This window comes from Microbulbifer regidiadema (SeqCode) (assembly GCF_052466995.1).
Genome location: NZ_CP174297.1, coordinates 386,675 through 403,542 on the forward strand (window position 1 = coordinate 386,675; position 16,868 = coordinate 403,542).

The 16,868-nt window shown below is 56.4% G+C and carries 10 protein-coding genes; 3 read left to right on the top strand and 7 right to left on the bottom strand.

The features are described 5' to 3' along the window. Window positions 1-132: 132 nt before the first annotated feature. From ACJJIK_RS01650 to ACJJIK_RS01675, 6 genes are all read right to left on the bottom strand, one after another. Complete coding sequence (locus tag ACJJIK_RS01650) at window positions 133-1,881, bottom strand: BatD family protein (protein ID WP_444943984.1); 1,749 nt, start codon at window positions 1,879-1,881, stop codon at window positions 133-135. A 14-nt stretch (window positions 1,882-1,895) separates the two neighbouring features. After that, window positions 1,896-3,788, bottom strand: coding sequence for a VWA domain-containing protein (locus ACJJIK_RS01655; protein ID WP_444945031.1), 1,893 nt, complete (start codon window positions 3,786-3,788; stop codon window positions 1,896-1,898). A 2-nt stretch (window positions 3,789-3,790) separates the two neighbouring features. Further along, entirely contained in the window at window positions 3,791-4,831 is a 1,041-nt protein-coding gene (locus ACJJIK_RS01660) for a vWA domain-containing protein (RefSeq protein ID WP_444943985.1), read from the bottom strand. Further along, window positions 4,824-5,399 (bottom strand): DUF4381 domain-containing protein, encoded by a 576-nt coding sequence (locus ACJJIK_RS01665; protein ID WP_444943986.1) that lies wholly within the window; start codon window positions 5,397-5,399, stop codon window positions 4,824-4,826. The genes ACJJIK_RS01660 and ACJJIK_RS01665 overlap by 8 nt, the downstream gene beginning before the upstream one ends. A 97-nt stretch (window positions 5,400-5,496) precedes the next feature. Further along, the gene (locus tag ACJJIK_RS01670) at window positions 5,497-6,471 is read right to left on the bottom strand and encodes a DUF58 domain-containing protein (RefSeq protein WP_444943987.1); all 975 of its coding nucleotides are present in this window, start codon (window positions 6,469-6,471) and stop codon (window positions 5,497-5,499) included. Further along, complete coding sequence (locus ACJJIK_RS01675) at window positions 6,471-7,442, bottom strand: AAA family ATPase (protein ID WP_444943988.1); 972 nt, start codon at window positions 7,440-7,442, stop codon at window positions 6,471-6,473. The genes ACJJIK_RS01670 and ACJJIK_RS01675 overlap by 1 nt, the downstream gene beginning before the upstream one ends. A gap of 309 nt (window positions 7,443-7,751) precedes the next feature. Between ACJJIK_RS01675 and ACJJIK_RS01680 the strand changes: the two genes are divergently transcribed. After that, window positions 7,752-12,647 carry an NAD-glutamate dehydrogenase gene (locus tag ACJJIK_RS01680; protein WP_444931457.1) on the top strand — a complete coding sequence of 1,632 codons (4,896 nt, stop codon included), beginning with the start codon at window positions 7,752-7,754 and terminating at the stop codon, window positions 12,645-12,647. 103 nt (window positions 12,648-12,750) lie between these two features. Further along, a complete protein-coding gene (locus ACJJIK_RS01685) occupies window positions 12,751-13,800 on the top strand; it encodes a quinone-dependent dihydroorotate dehydrogenase (RefSeq protein WP_444931456.1) in 1,050 nt (349 codons plus the stop codon). 51 nt (window positions 13,801-13,851) lie between these two features. Here the strand turns inward: ACJJIK_RS01685 and rmf are convergent, their stop codons facing one another. Further along, window positions 13,852-14,103, bottom strand: a complete 252-nt coding sequence (gene rmf, locus ACJJIK_RS01690; RefSeq protein ID WP_444931455.1) for a ribosome modulation factor — start codon at window positions 14,101-14,103, stop codon at window positions 13,852-13,854. Window positions 14,104-14,553: 450 nt separating this feature from the next. Between rmf and rlmKL the strand changes: the two genes are divergently transcribed. Next, on the top strand, window positions 14,554-16,752 hold the full coding sequence (rlmKL, locus tag ACJJIK_RS01695; RefSeq protein ID WP_444943989.1) for a bifunctional 23S rRNA (guanine(2069)-N(7))-methyltransferase RlmK/23S rRNA (guanine(2445)-N(2))-methyltransferase RlmL: 2,199 nt from the start codon (window positions 14,554-14,556) through the stop codon (window positions 16,750-16,752). Window positions 16,753-16,868 lie beyond the last annotated feature (116 nt).

The window sequence follows — 16,868 nt, forward strand, 5'->3', positions numbered from 1 at the left end:
AGTCTGGAGATCGTCAGGGCCAAATTTATTCCTGGCTCTATTTAAGATGCTCAACCACACCGGGGTTGGCCTTACCCTCAGAGGTAAAGGCCAAATTCTCTGTAAACCCCTATTTGATAGCGGCGATCCCCTTCAGGAGAACAGCGAGGGCAGGGCGCTACCTGCCTCACTGGACTCTCTTTCTGGTTGTGCTTTGAGTAGCGACTCCACAATTGCTTGCACTTTATGGATGTCCAAAGGGCTGGGCGGTGACCGGTAAATGGAGGCATCCAGCATGGCTTGGAGTTGTCCCAGCTCGGAGATATGTAGCTGCCCCGCAGCCTCCGTTAAACTTTTCCCCTTTGCTTGTGGCCACTTTGCGTAAATCCATTTTAGCGCGGCTTGCTGGATATGGATGGGGTCCTCGCTTTCCAGCGCTCTCTTAAGTGCGTTGGTTTCACGCTGTAAATCGGGAGTCTGGGGGTTGATATTCGGTCTCTGTCGGGTGAATTTGCGTCGCTGCAAGAAAAAGTACAGTACCCACAGTAGGTGGGAGGCAATGGCGATAATGGCCAGGTTGCGCCAGAAGTGACTCGCGCTGCCGAGCTGTTCAGCGGGGGCTGTTACCTGGGGGGTGTTGGCGCTGATTTCACTGTTGTTGGTTGCTGGTGCAGCCGTACCGGAAACAGAGAAGCGGAATGCCGGCAGTTGAGTGGTGCGCTGCCGCTGGGTTTTGGTGTCCCACCAGGTCACAGTGATTGGGGGGAGTTCGTAGTCCCCGGGTTGTGTGGCCACGATCGCGGTAGTCTCTATGCGGCTTCCGGTAACCCCGTTGGGGCCAACTTGGTCCTCTTGCTGTGGTTGATCGGGGTAGGTTTTAAGGCCATCCACGTTGAGTTTTGGCAGAGGCGGTAGCTGTGCGGCTCTGAGCCCTTCGGCGCGGATATTTAGAATTCGGGTAATGGGTTCGCCTACGGCAAAACTATCCGGGTCCTGACTCCAGCTTTGCACTATGCCGAGGCCGGCGGCGGGTAGCCACTGACTGCCAGAGTAGTCAGCGGGCTTCGGCAGCACTTCAATAGACTTCTCCTGGGAGCGAAGCCGCAGTCGCTGGCTGTTGCGATTAAACAGGGAGAAGGGGTCCCTGCGCCCGGCAATGGCGACATAGCTCAGTGCGGGGATGCTGAGCTTACCGGAATTGTCCGGGAAAACGGCATAAGTGAGCTCATAAACCGCATAGCTGACACCATTGAGTTTGCGCTCATAGCGCTGTTCATCGACTTTTTCCGCATGGGCCCCGGCAACCTTAAGAGGGTCCGTCGCGATATCGTGTAAGCCGATCGTGGTATACAGGCGAACTTTTACCAGCAGTTGTTCCTGGACATAGACTTTTTCCTTGTCGAGGGTCACCTCTAGGAAAGCCTGTTTCTCTCCGCCATTGGGCCCGCTTTGGGCCTCGGTAACCGTAATGGGGACGGCATCGGAGATCTCTCCCTGGTAGTTAAAGGAGGGAATAAACAGTTTGCCTTCCCGCTTTGGGGCCAGCGCCAGCACCCATTCGACAAAACTCTCTGCACGCCCATTAATTACACGGTACTGGTTGGACTGTTGGTGCGAGAGAATATCGAAGTCCTGCTCCAATAAATCAAAGTCCGGTTGTCCGCCGCTCTTATCCCCTGAGTAGCGCACACGCAAATTGACAGTCTCATCAATTCCAATTTTGTTCCGGTCTACCGTTGCATTGAGGTCGCTCGCCAAAACCGGTGTCGACACGCATAGGGCCGCCGCAAGAAGCAGCCAGAGAAAGACGTGGCCGAATGGGAGGCCGCCAAGTTTGATGCGATTGTTGATGGATACGTCCATAGGGTGTTTCGAAATCAGTGTCCTTGAATTCGGTGACATTGCTCTGCTGCTCTCTACCATCTCTGTGTTGCACCGTTCTTTGGTGGTTCCCATTCTCCGCTGCGATAGGCGCGGCGTCTTTGCAGGCTTTCGTATTTGAATTTCTCACGCATCAGGCCGGCGGGATCATCGGGAATTTGACGGAGCCACTGGTCCAGAGCTTGCTGGGTTTCCTGGTCGAGCGGGCTCTCCTCATCAGCGCCGGCGGGCTGCGGCTCTCCCTGTGGCGGTTGCTCTTCACCCTGTTGTTGCTGGGATTGCTGTTGTTCGCCCTGCTGCTCCTCTTTGCCTTGCTCCTGGGCGTTCTGCTGTTCTTCTCCCTGGGGTTGCTGCTCGGAGGGCTCGGTTGAGCCGGAGGATTGCTGGTTGTTGCCCTGCTGTTGATTGCTGCTCTGTTGTTGTTCGCTGGATTGCTGCTCGCTGTTTTCCGATTGCTGTTCCTGGTTTTGCTCTTGCCCCTGGCCCTGCTGCTGATCCTGTTGCTGCTCGCCCTGCTGCTGTTGGCCGGACTGCTGCTGGGATTGCTGTTGTTTTTCTTGCAGCTCCTGCAGTTTTTCAGCGATTTCGCGATTGTATTCGGCGTCGGCAAATTCGGGCTGCTTTTGCAGGGCTTTATCGTACGCTTCGATAGCTTTGCCGTAGTCACCCTGTTGCACCAGGCTGTTGCCAAGGTTGTAGAGGCTCTGTGACTTATCGCTCTCGGCGAAGTTTTTCTGGGCCTCGGCGTAATTGCCCGCGCGATAGTTGGCGGTGCCTTTCCATTCGGGGTTGTGAAACTCTTGCGCGGCCTCTGCCGGTTGTCCTTCTTCCAATAGGCGCTGGCCTTGCTGGTCTTTGCGTTGCCATAAATCCTGCCACTCAATGGCCTGGCTTTCACTGGGCAGCCCGCTCAGCAGCAGTAGGGGTAGGGTGCATGCCAGGGCGCCCCGGCGGAACAGTAGGGCGGCGAAAGGCAGTAGTAGCAGAAGTAGTAGTGGCCCCTCATCCCGCCATTGGTCGAACTCCCTTTCCGTCAGCTGCGCTTGCTGGGGGCTGTCTGCTTGCGGCAGTAGGTAGTCGATATCGCTGTCGTTTATGCTGATTTTGGCAAAGCGCCCTCCGCTGGAGCGGGCGAGTTGGCGAAGTTCACCGGCATCGAAGTTGGATATGACGATGGCGCCTTTGTTGTCGGTTACAAATCCGCCGGCATTTCCCCGGGGGATTGGGCTGCCCTCACCGCTGCCCACGGCGAGTATGCTCATTTCGACTTTTGCGCTGGATAGAGCCTCGCCTATTTCATCGGCGGCCATTGGGTCTATGCCGTCGGTAACGGCGAGTAATTGGCCTCGTCCGGTAGTCCCATCTTTTAATAGGCGAATTCCGGTGTTTACCGCCATTTCAATATTGCTGCCGGGAACCGGCATAATCGAGGGCGACAGCGCTGGTACCAGGTTGGCAATAGTGGCGGTGTCCTCGGTAAGAGGGGTGACTACGTGGGCCTCTCCGGCATAGGCGACGAGTGCGGTGAGACCGTCTTTTCTCTGCCGCAAAATATCCAAAATCTTAAGGCGGGCGCGGGTCAGCCGGTCGGGGGAGAGGTCTGTCGCCATCATGGAGGGGGACAGATCCAGTAATATGACCAGGGCATCCTGGTTGCTGTACACCGGCGTCGGCAGCTTGCGCCAGGCGGGGCCCGCCAGGGCGATAATCATTGCCGCCAGCAGCGCAAAAATTAAGGCGAATAACCAGGGCCTTTTGCTGCCGCCGCGCAGTAGAAGGTGGGGCAGCAGGTCCGGGTCTATGACCTTTTGCAGCTGGGCGCTGTTGAGCACCATTTTTGCCAGCCCCCAGCAGAGGAGTGCTGCGGGAAGCAGCAGCCATAAAACGCCTGGGCGCAGGAAGTGGAAGGACTGGAGTAGGTCGAGCATAGTCACTGGGCCTGGCCTCCGTTAGTGCGACTTATTTCTTCACGCTTGGCGGGGAGTCTCAAGTTGCCCACCAGGGGAATCAGGGCCCAAACTCCAGCCAGAAGCAGAGCGATGCTCAGGGGCCAGGTAAACAGGGACTTCATGGGACGGTAACTCTCCGCCTCTTGTTCGACAGGCTCCAGTTTATCCAGTTCGGCATAGATTTCTGCCAATTCTTGCGGGTTGTGGGCGCGGAAGTAGCGGCCGCCGGTTTTGTCGGCAATCTCCTTGAGGGTCTTGCTGTCGAGATCTCGCGAGGGGTTAATTCTGCGGCTGCCAAACTGGCTCCCCAGAAGGCCCGGTTGCACCATTTCATCGGCGCCCACGCCGATGGTGTAGACGGTAATGCCCGCTTGCTGTGCCAGCTCGGCGGCTTTGAGCGGGGAGACTTCCCCGGCGGTGTTGGCGCCGTCGGTGAGGAGTATCAGCACGCGCTGGTCGGCGGGGCGCTGGGTTAGGCGTTTGACCGATAATCCTATGGCATCGCCGATAGCGGTTCCCTGTCCGGCGAAACCAATCTGTGCCTCTTTTAGCAGGGTGCCTACAGTTTCCCTGTCGTAGGTGAGGGGGGCTTGTAGATAGGCGCGGGTGCCAAACAGTACCAGCCCCAAGCGGTCGCCCTTGCGCCGCTCAACAAAGTTGCCGACAACTTGTTTGACGGCGCTGATGCGCATCGCCGGCCGCCCGTTAATCACCATATCGGGTGTTTCCATGCTGCCGGAAATATCTACGGCAATAAGGAGGTCTCGCGCGCTGCTGGGTTGAGAAATCGGCTCTCCATACCAGCGGGGACGGGCTGCGCCGCTAATTAAAAGTAGCCAAATCAGAATTAACAAAATCAGGTTGAGCAGGTTGTTTTGCTCGCCGCCGCCGCGCTGGGACAGCTCCGCATAAAAGGGCACCTTGAGGGCGCTGCTCATGGGTTTGGCACGGGGCAACAGCCAGCGGGCGAGCAGTGGGAGCGGGGTTAAAAAGAAAACCCACGGCCAGGCAAATTCAAACATGCGCAGCCTCCCCGCCCGGGTGCTGTGAGTGGCTTGTGCTGGGCTGTCCGTGTTGCTTTACCCACAAAATAGCGTATTCCTGTAGCGCTCGGTTTTTGTCCGGATCACAAGTGCCGCGATAGAGGTTTTCGCGGAGCGCCTGTTGTGCATCGGCGGGGCACTCAAGCGGGGCCGATTTTTTCAGAAATTCGATCCATGCCGTGCCGGTGAGGTTGCCGCACTCCGTGCGGCTGTAGGTAGTCACTGCAACTCGCTTGAGTATTTCATTAATCTCCGCCACCGCAGTCGTTTGCTCAATCTCTATTGCGGCGAGCAGTGCCGCTGCCTCTACGCGATAGCGATTGCGCTCAGCTTTTTTGCGCCGCTGCCGCCACCACAGAGCGGCGGCGACCAGGCCGGCCAGAATTAATGCGGCCAACATCCACCACCCGGGAGCGGGCGGCCACCAATTGATCGCTGCGGGCTCCTGGATGTCGCGGAGTTGCGCTAACAACTCCTGGGCCTCAGGCGAGGGAGCTTGGGGTGCCGGTGAGGGCATTTGTTTTGGCAGAAGACTTCCTCGTGTCACGACCGGCCCTCAATTAAATGGCCAGTGCATTTTGCCTTCGCTCCTTCGCTCGCCGGAATAATGGCGGTCAGCTTTTTCTGCACGTTAAAAATCATTACTACTTGAGCCTTCTCGTATTTTGCCTGCCGTTTCTCTGCCGCGAGCCGTAGACCGACATCAGTGCTGGAATCAGCGGCTGGGTATTGTCAAAGTCCAGCAGTGGCAGGCGATAACGCCGGCACAGTTGTTCGACTCCGGCGCGGGCGCGGGCCTGCTTTTCGGCAAAGTGTTCGTGTACCGGGCGGTTGCCGGCGTGAAGGAATGTACGCTGGCGGCCATCGGATATGGTGAGGGACTGAGCGGGCAGGTGTTGCTCCAGGGGGTCCGATATTCTCAGTACCTGGAGGTCGGCATGCCGGGACAAAAGGTAGAGCGGTTGTGAGCAGGTCTCGTCGAGATCGTGACAATCGCTGATTAAAAAGAGCGCGCTACCGGGGCGCGCGATTCGCCGCGCTTCCTCGAGTAATGTTTTCAGCGATTGACTGCCCTGTGCGGCAATAGGGCTGTTTAGCTCTGCCGCCCGCGCCACCGTACTGTGAATCATCGATAGCACGGCGTGGTGGCTGCGGCGCGGGCGCACAGTATCGATTGCGCGGTCGGAAAAAAGCAGTGCTCCGATGCGATCGCTGTGTTGCAGGCCCGCCCAGCCCAGGGCTGCCGCAATACCGCTGGCCGTTACCGATTTAAATGCTCTTTGGCTGCCGAAAAACATCGGCGAGCGCAAGTCCAGCAGGATCACCACTGGGCGCTCCCGCTCCTCCTGGTAAAGCTTGGTATGGGTTTGGCCGGTTCGAGCGGTTACGCGCCAATCAATGGAGCGCACATCATCGCCGGCCTGGTAATCCCGCACTTCCTCAAAATTCATGCCGCGACCGCGATAGCGAGTGAGCAGGCTGCCGGCCTGGTCGCTGCGGGCGAGTCGCGGTTTGAATAATTGCAGCTGCCGCGCGGCGTAGCGCATTTGTACCAGCGGCGTTACCTCGGGGTAAGCGCCGCGCAGCTCGAGTTCCGTTGGGGCTGTTTCTGCGGACATCAGATCGCTGGAACCTGTTGCAGTAAACGTTCAATTACCTGATCGGCGGTAATTCCTGCGGCTTCCGCTTCAAAACTCAGTAGGAGTCGATGGCGTAAAATATCGGGGGCGACGCTCATTACATCGTCTGGGGTGACGTAGTCGCGCCCGGCGAGCCAGGCGTGTGCCCGCGCGCAGCGGTCCAGTGCAATTGTTGCCCTCGGACTTGCACCAAAATCTAGCCATGACGCCAGCTCGCTGTCATACTTCGCCGGCTCGCGAGTAGCAATGACAAGTTGGACAGTATAGGTTTCCACGGCTTCAACCATCTGCATTTCCAGAATTTGGTTGCGGGCCTGGAGAATGGTCTCCTCACTGATAATTTTAGTGGGGCGATTTTCGCCAAGGCTAGCCTCGGATCTGGCCAGGCGCAGGATTTTTGCTTCCGCCTCCGCATCGGGATAGGCAAGATTTACCTGCATTAGAAATCTATCTAACTGTGCCTCTGGCAGAGGATAAGTCCCTTCCTGCTCAATAGGGTTTTGGGTAGCCATTACCAAAAATAACTGGGGAAGGGGATAAGTTTTTCGGCCGACACTAATCTGCCGCTCTGCCATAGCTTCGAGTAGCGCCGACTGAACTTTGGCAGGCGCGCGGTTAATCTCATCGGCCAGTATCAGGTTGTGAAACACTGGGCCTGGCTGAAAATGGAACTCTCCGGTTTCCGGCCGGTAAATGTCGGTGCCGGTAATATCTGCCGGCAGCAGATCTGGCGTAAACTGAACGCGATGGAAGTCACCCTCAATAGCTTCGCCCAGTGTTTTAATGGCCTTGGTTTTGGCCAGGCCTGGTGCTCCCTCCACCAAAAGGTGGCCGTCGGCAAGCATGGCGACCAGCAGTCGGTTGACCAGTTTCTCTTGACCAATAATCTGCTTTTCCAACCAATCGCCCAGTGCGGCGATCTGATCCCTAATAGTCTGGTTTGCTTCCATAGTCTCTCTTCTTCTGAGCATTTAGCCGCCGCACGGACTTGGCTGGCTTTCTACCATCTATATATAGTCGCCGCCCGCAGGGTGGCGACCGTTGATTTTAACGGCACCAAATGAAGAGGCAACTCTTGAGTCAAGGGCCTCTGTTGAGCCGACTGGATTCTGAGGTGGAATGGACTTCTCCTCACCGTCTGATTGAAAGTGTAATTTTTAGGACTCAACCCTGCAGCTGCGTATGGGCTGAGATAATGATCTTTTCGGATCTACAGTGTTTGGATTCGATGTGACAAAAATGAGATTGGGAGGTTCCCCGTGAATATGGCGACGGTTATTACCGACAGCCGTGAAGAATTGGTTGCGCAGATTAGCGAGCTGATTCGTGACAAGCTGACCAGCGAGGCTGAACCCGTTGTGGCTTTTGCCCAGCAGTTCCTCAACCAGTATCCACTGGAAGATCTGGCCGGCCGTCGTCTTGTCGATGTCTATGGCTGCATATACACCTGGTGGAACTTTATCCAGCAGCGCCCCGGCGGCCTCCCCAAGGTGAAGGTATTTAATCCCCGTCTCGAAGATGATGGCTGGCAGTGTTCACACACGGTGATCGGTGTACTGCAACGGGATATGCCTTTTCTGGTGGATTCCATTCGCATGGAGATCAACCGGAAGAATACGGTCACTCACTCAATCAAGAGTACTGTGGTTCGAGTCGAGCGCGATGCCAAGGGGCAGCTGACGCGCCTGTTGCCGCCAGAGGAAAGCGCCTCGGGGGAGAAGCCGCCGGCAAAAGGTCGGCATATCACCAACGAGGCGATGATTTATGTCGAGATTAATCACGACACTTTATCGGAATTTGCCTCGGGGCTGATGACCGGCCTAAAAGATGTACTCGGTGATATTGAGCTGGTGGTGGACGACTATGTCCCCATGCTGGAAACATGCAGTGCCATAGAGGGGCAGTTACAGGCGGGTCTTCCGGAAGAAGATGCCAACCTGCTGGAAGCCAGTGCATTTTTGCAGTGGATGCGCGATGGTAACTTTACTTTCCTCGGCTACCGCGAATACGAATTTAGCATGGTTGGGGATAAGAAAATCCTCAATGAAGTCGAAGATCGCAGACTCGGTATTTTCAAAAAACTGGAAGAGGCGGCCCCGGTGCTGGAAACCTCTTTCAGCGAGGGTAAACAGCGTTTTTACCAGGGCCCCAATTACCTGACATTTGCCAAGTCCTCGGTTAAGTCCCGGGTGCATCGTACGGCCTACTCCGACTACGTCATCATCAAGCGCTACAACAGCGCGGGTGATGTGATCGGTGAGGCGGCGTTTATGGGGTTGTATACCTCGCCGGTTTACACTGAGAGCCCGGTTAAGATTCCGATTATTCGCCGCAAGATGGCCTCGATTATCGAGTCCAGTGGTCTCTCCGGGCAGGGGCACGACGGCAAAGCCCTGCGTCGGATTCTCGACACTTTCCCACGGGACGAGCTTTTCCAGGGCAGCACCAAAGAGCTGTTTGAGGTGGTTATGGGGGTGCTGCAATTAAATGAGCGCGCGCATCTCCGCCTGTTTATGCGCCGCGATCCCTTCGGTAAGTTTGTTACTGCCACGGTCTATGTCCCCCGCGAACTGTTTAACAGCGATGTACGCGAGGTGATTTGTGCGCATATTGCCAAAGCGATCAATGCCAAGGACTCGGACTTCACCACTTTCTTCTCCGAGTCTATTCTCGCGCGGGTGCATTTTGTTTTCCGCGTATCTCCCGATGAGCCTGTTGAATTAGATGTCGCGCTGCTGGAGGCGCAAATTGTGGATATTACCCGCTCCTGGGAAGATGTTTTCCAAAGATCACTGATTGACAATAGTGGGGAAGAAGAGGGCAGCCGCCTCTACCGCACTTTTGGTCGCGCCTTCCCGGCGGGGTATCGGGAGGACTTTGAGCCCCGCATTGCCGTGCAGGATGTGGCCGCCGTTCAGAGTCTGAATGAAGACAACCGGGTGGCAATGAGCTTCTACCAGCCGGTGGGTGCGGCCCAGGGTAGCCTGCGCTTTAAGGTATTTAACTGGGGCAGCGGTCTGACGCTGTCCGATGTGATCCCGGTATTGGAAAACCTGGGCTTGCGGGTTATTGGAGAATTCCCCTATACCATCCGCCCCCGTGGCTACACCGATGTCTGGATGCACGAGTTCCATCTGGAATTTGGCTTGCCCACCAAAATTGATGCGCAGGCATCCCGCAGCCTGTTCCAGGATGCGTTTGCGGCAATCTGGAACCATACGGCGGAGAGCGATGCCTTTAACCGCCTGGTACTGGCGGCGCGTCTCAACTGGCGTGAAGTATCCATGCTGCGCGCCTATGCGCGCTATTTGAAGCAAACCAAGTCCAGTGCCAGCCAGAGCTATATCGCCGCTACCCTGGCCAACCATGTGGATATCACCCGCAATCTGGTAGCCCTGTTTAGGGCGATGTTCGATCCCCGTTTAAGCAGCGGCAAGCAGGAGCAGCCCCGTGTCGAGCGCTTGATTGCAAAAATTCACGACGGCCTGGATGCGGTGGACAACCTCAACGAAGACCTGGTTCTGCGCCGTTACCTGGAATTAATCCTGGCGACCCTGCGCACCAACTTCTTCCAGGCGGATGAGGAGGGGCAGCCCAAGGATTATATTTCGATCAAATTCAGCCCCCGGGATATTCCCGGTATTCCCGAGCCCCGCCCGGAATTTGAGATTTTTGTGTACTCTCCACGGGTGGAAGGTGTGCACTTGCGCGGCAGTAAAGTCGCCCGTGGCGGCCTGCGCTGGTCTGACCGCCTGGAAGATTTCCGCACAGAAGTTCTGGGCCTGGTAAAAGCCCAAGCGGTGAAAAACGCGGTGATTGTTCCCAGTGGTGCTAAAGGCGGATTTGTTGTGCGCCGCCCGCCCGCCGATGGCAGCCGCGAAGCCATGATGGAAGAGGGGATTTCCTGCTACAAAACCTTTATTCGCGGTCTTCTGGATATCACCGATAACCTGAAAGACGGTGAAGTTGTGCCGCCCAAGCACGTTGTTCGCCGCGATGAAGATGACCCCTATCTGGTGGTCGCTGCGGATAAAGGAACGGCGACCTTCTCCGATATCGCCAACGGTATTGCCGGGGAGTATGGTTTCTGGATGGGCGATGCTTTCGCCTCCGGCGGTAGCCAGGGTTACGACCACAAGAAAATGGGGATTACTGCGCGCGGTGCCTGGGTGTCGGTGCAGCGCCACTTCCGAGAGATGGGGGTGGACGTCCAGAAAGAGAACTTCTCTGTTGTCGGTATCGGCGATATGGGCGGTGATGTGTTCGGCAACGGTATGTTGCTGTCCGAGCACATTTGTCTGAAAGCGGCCTTTAACCACCTGCATATTTTTGTGGACCCCAATCCGGATGCGGCATCCAGCTTTAAAGAGCGCCAGCGTTTGTTCGCGCTGCCCCGCTCAAGCTGGAGAGATTACGAGCGCAAATTAATCTCCAAAGGTGGCGGTATCTTTGAGCGCCGCGCCAAGGCCATCGCGATTACTCCGGAGATGAAAGCGGCATTTGATATCAAGCAGGACCAGCTCAATCCCAATGAATTGATCAGCGCCTTGCTCAGAGCGCCGGTGGATCTGATCTGGAATGGCGGTATTGGCACTTATGTTAAAGCCACCACCGAGACAGATTCTGAAGTCGGCGACAAGTCCAATGACCACCTGCGCGTTGATGGCCGAGAGCTGCGCGCCAAGGTCTTTGGTGAGGGCGGCAATCTGGGCATGACCCAGCGCGGGCGCATTGAGTTTGCGCTCAATGGCGGGCGCTGTAACACCGACTTTATCGATAATGCTGCCGGTGTGGACTGCTCCGACCACGAGGTAAACATCAAGATCCTGCTGGACAAGGTGGTTGCCAATGGTGATCTGACCGAGAAGCAGCGCAATGAATTGCTGGATGGCATGACCGATGCTGTCGGCGAGCTGGTGTTGCACAACAACTACGAGCAGACCTTTGCCCTCAGTGTGGCGGAGTATCAGGTTGCCAAGCGCCTGGATGAGTACCGCAGAACCATCAACACCTTGGAAGACGACGGCCGACTGAACCGCGCGCTGGAGTTTATCCCGGACAACGAGCAGATTTCTGAGCGCGAGCACAAGGGGCAGTCCCTGACCCGTCCTGAGCTATCGGTTTTGATTTCATACGTGAAGGTGAAATTGAAGGAGGAGCTGCAAAATGCACAAATCACCGACAACGAGCGGGTGCGTTTTGCGGTGGAGTCTGCATTCCCGGAGAAGCTGGTAGCGCGCTATCGCGATCAGGTCTACGACCACCCACTGCTGCGCCAGATTGTGGCGACCCAGGTTGCCAATGAGATGGTCAACAGCATGGGGATCACCTTCTACAACCGCATCGGCACCGCCACCGGCGCCGATGTGAACGATGTCACCGCCGCTTATGTCAGCGCGCGCGATGTGTACAAAATGCACGACTTCCAGCAACAGCTGGCGGCCCTGGATTACAAGGTGCCGGCGGAGTTGCAGACGGAACTGCTGAACTCGATGATTGGTCGGGTGCGCCGGGCAACGCGCTGGTTCCTGCGCAACCGTCGCAATGAGTTGGAGCCGGCTAATAATTGTGAACTGTTCCAAGAGCCGGTACAGCGGGTTATTAAGGCGCTGCCGCAGGTCTTGAGTGGAGAACCCCTGGTTGAATGGGAGCAGCGCTACCAGAAGTTATTGGAAGCCGGGGTGCCGGAGGACCTGGCTCTGCTCTCGGCATCGCCCACCTACCTCTACTCAGCGCTGGGCATCTCCGAGTCGGCGCGAGCCAGCGATACGCCGGTAGAGGAGGTCGCCACGGTTTATTTCAGGCTTTCCGACGAGCTGAACCTGCACTGGTTTGGCAATCTGATCGTCGACTTGCCGGTGGACAGCTTCTGGCAGGCCCAGGCTCGTGAGACTAGCATGGATGATCTGGATAGCCAGTTGTCGACACTGGCGGTGAACATTCTCCGTTTGGGTAAGGCTGAAAATCTTGATGTAGAGGGTGCAATGTCCCGCTGGAGCGCTATCATGGCGCCCGCTATTCAACGCTGGCACAATATGATCGCCGAGTTGAAGTCTACTGCTGTCGGCGATTTCGCCATGTTTACGGTGGCCCTGCGCGAACTTATGTACCTCGCGCACGCCACTGCGGACCGGGAAGTCCTGGCAGAGCAGTAGCGGAATCGAGCCCAGGGGCCGCTCAGAGGCCCCTGCTGTACCGTCATCACAATAGAGAGCCCTTCACTGCTCGAAGGGCTCGCCTCCCCACGTAAGGAAAGGTATGTATTCAACACTGCGTAAAGCCCTGTTTGCGCTTGACCCTGAGCGGGCCCACCACTTGTCGATTGATGCCATCGGTGCCGCAGAGCGCCTCGGCTTGATGTCCCTGTACAAAAAGTCGGTGCCGGATGATCCGGTCGAGCTGATGGGGCTCACCCTGCCCAACCCGGTGGGTCTGGCGGCCGGTCTGGACAAGAATGCGCAGGCCTTTAACGGTTTCGGGGCACTGGGTTTTGGGTTTGTTGAAGTGGGCACAGTGACACCTCGCCCCCAGCCCGGCAATCCGCTGCCGCGATTGTTTCGGGTGGAAGAGGCCGATGCGATTATCAACCGCATGGGCTTTAATAATCTCGGTGTCGACTACCTGATTCAGCGGGTGAAAAAGCGCCGCTATAGTGGCGTATTGGGTATCAATGTAGGCAAGAACTTCGATACTCCGGTGGAAAAGGCCGCCGATGACTACTGCTTGTGTATGGAGAAGGTGTACGGTTACGCCGATTACATCACTGCCAATGTATCCTCCCCTAATACCAAGGGACTGCGGGACTTGCAGTTTGGTGACAGTCTCAACCGCTTGCTCGGCAGTATCAAAGACAAGCAAATGGAGCTGGCGCAAAAGAGCGATCGCTACGTTCCGGTTGCGGTCAAAATTGCCCCGGATATGGAAGGCGATGCGGTGGCACAGATCGCTGAGGCACTGTGCGAGTACGATATTGATGGTGTTATCGCCACCAATACAACCATTGATAAATCCTCCGTCGCTAATCTGCCCTGCGGTAGCGAGGAGGGCGGTTTGAGCGGAAAGCCCCTGCGGGAGCAATCCACCAAGGTGATTGAACTGCTCTCGAAAGCGTTGAGCAAACAGATCCCGATTATTGGCGTTGGTGGTATCTTTGACGGCGATAGTGCCGCAGAAAAGATTCGTGCCGGGGCAACCGCTGTACAGATGTACACCGGATTTATCTATCGGGGACCCGAATTGATTCGCGAAGCGGCAGAGGCTATTGCCTTGGAGCGCCGCAGCAAAGATCGAGAGCAGGCTGCTGATTAACAGGCCGCCGCGCTGGAGAGGGGGCTTGGGTAGCAAGCCCCCCTATCGCGGCTAAATCGTGCTCCACCCGTCGGGGTATTGGACCTTGGTTGAAACGGCGCCGTAGATTTCCAGCTTTTGCGCCTTGGTCACTCTGTCAAAGCCATTCCAGTAGTCTTCCCGCCCCTCACGCCAACCGTTGACCCACTGCTGGTGAGAATCTTCTTCGACAAATGGGCAACTATCCATAGACTTGTTGTTCAGGGCTGCCAAATAGCCCTTATAGAATGCCCTGTCGGCGTGATTTCGTTTTTGGCGTTTCATCGTATACGGCACCTCTACTTTGTCAGTTTGTGCAGAGTTTGTCGGCAGGTTAGCAGACGGTTCTATTTCTGGGTGTCTCCCAATAAATTTTAGTGAAAGAAATGTGACCTTGGGCGGGCCGACTCAGACCATCTTGAGGAAAGAGTAAAGTGGTTGAGCAGGAATCGGAAAATAGTCGTAGGGCCCACAGCGCTCAGTGCGGGCGTGACTTATGGGGCAGGTAGTATTTGACGGCAGGGCGTATTCTCTTCTGCCACAAAATGGGATAATCGTCCTCTTTTAGGGCAAGGCGATAGCGCTCAATTTCCCCGGCCGGGAAGGGGAAGTTTTTGCCTTCAAGTTTTGTTTGTGCGCAATGATGGCACAGATTGTTTGCCGACGGCTTTGGACAGAGGGCCTTTACTGGCGTACAAAAATTCCCCCACAGGGGGAGATTAATGAGTAAGTATTTTGACAGATTTACAAACTGAAGAACTCGAGTTTACCGCTACCTGCCCCAAGGGAATAGAGGGTCTGCTCGCCAATGAATTGCGCGATTTGGGTGCGGAGTCCGTGCGGGAACAACCGGCGGCGGTGTATTTTTCCGGTTCCCTGAAGTTGGCTTACCGCTGCTGTCTGTGGAGTCGCTTGGCAAACCGCATTATGTTGCGCTTGGCGCAGGTGCATGTGGCCACCGCTGAAGACCTGTATCGAGCGGTGGCCGAGCAACCCTGGGAGCTGCATATTCGTCCCTCGGGCAAACTGTGGATGCAATTCTCTGGTACCAACCGAGAGATCCGCAACAGTCAGTTCGGTGCTCAAAAAGCAAAAGATGCCATTGTCGATCGTCTGCGCCGCCACTCGGGAGCCCGCCCGAGCATTGAAAAACACCATCCGGATCTGACTGTGGCTTTGCGCCTACACCGGGATAAGCTGGATATTGCTATCGACCTGAGTGGTGACAGCCTGCACCGCCGTGGCTACCGGACCCATATCGGCGCGGCCCCATTAAAAGAAAATCTGGCGGCGGCCCTGTTGCTGCGCGCCGGCTGGCCGAAGATTGCCGCAGAGGGCGGGGCTCTGCTCGACCCGATGTGTGGTTCCGGCACTATCCTGGTGGAGGCGGCGATGATGGCGGCCGATATCGCCCCGGGATTGATGCGGGATAGTTTTGGTTTTGAGCGCTGGCTGAACCACCAGAGCGATATTTGGAATGAACTTCGCGAGGAGGCGTTGCAGCGCCAAGGTGTTGGCCTGGCCCGCGAGCTGCCGGAAATTCGCGGCTACGATGCCGATGCGAAAGTGCTGTTTGCCGCTGAGGCCAATATTACCCGGGCCGGTCTGGAGCGCCAGGTGCGGGTGAGTTGTCGCCCGGTAGCTGCGTTTAAAGTGCCGAGCCATAGAGAGGTCAAGGCGGGATTGGTTTTGACAAATCCCCCCTACGGCGAACGCCTGGGTGAGCAGGAGGCCCTGCGCGAGACCTATTTTGAACTGGGGCGGCAGTTAAAAGCTGAATTCCCCGGCTGGTTGGTGGGGGTGTTTACCGGCAACCCGGAGCTCGGTTATGCCACAGGCCTGCGCTCCCACAAGCAATACCAGCTTTACAACGGCAGTATCCCCAGTCAGCTGTTGATGTTTGAAGTGCGCGCGCAAAGCGGGGCGGCGGCGAGCGAAGATAAGGGGCCGAAACTTTCACCCCAGGCGGAAATGGTCGCCAATCGCCTGCGTAAAAATCTGCGCACAACAGGGAAGTGGGCGGCTAGAAGTGGTGTGGATTGCTATCGCCTCTACGATGCGGATTTACCCGAGTATGCGGCGGCGATCGATATCTACAAAACTGTGGATGGCGCCGTGTACGCGCATTTGCAGGAGTATCGCCCGCCGGCCACGATTGAAGAAGAGAAAGCTCGGGGGCGCCTGCGGGATTTGTTGAGGGCGCTTCAGTCTGTACTCGAATTGCCCCGCGCGAATATCAGTATCAAGGAGCGCCGCCGTCACAGCCACAAGGGTGGAGGCAAGGGCGGGAGCCAGTACCAGAAGCAGACCGAATCGCGGAAGGAACTCTGGGTTGGTGAATACGGCGCTGAGCTGGCTGTGGACCTGTGGAGCTACCTGGATACCGGGCTCTTCCTCGATCATCGCCCAGTGCGTAAGTATCTGCGCGAGATCTCTACCGGTAAAACATTCCTAAACCTTTTCTGCTACACCGCCAGTGCGACAGTGCAAGCGGCCCTGGGGGGATGCAAGCAGAGCACCAGTGTCGATATGTCGAGAACTTATCAAAACTGGGCGGCACAAAATTTCCGCGCGAACGACATGGACCCCTATCGCCACCAATTGGTGGAGGCCGATTGCCTACAGTGGCTTGAATCGGCACAGCAGAATAGGAAAGGCCACTACGACCTGATTTTCCTCGACCCGCCGAGTTTTTCCAATTCCGCCAAGATGAGCGGTGTGTTGGATATTCAAAGGGATCACGGCAAACTGATTCGCCAGTGTATGTCTCTGTTGTCACCCCAGGGGCGTCTGGTATTTTCCAATAATTTGCGCAGCTTTAAGATGGATGACGAAGTTTCCAGTGAGTTTTCAGTAGAGAAGCTGAACCTTTTAGATAAGGACTTTCAGCGCAATCCGAAAATTCACAATGTCTGGGAGCTTCGGCTGAAATAGGATAGGGCTAGCGCTTTACCTTTAGGGGTTGGAAGCTAATGGCCAGCTTGATTTTATCGGCTGGCCATTAAGCCCGGGGAGCTTTGGTGGTTGGAGAGAAGTTGTTTCGCAGTGCC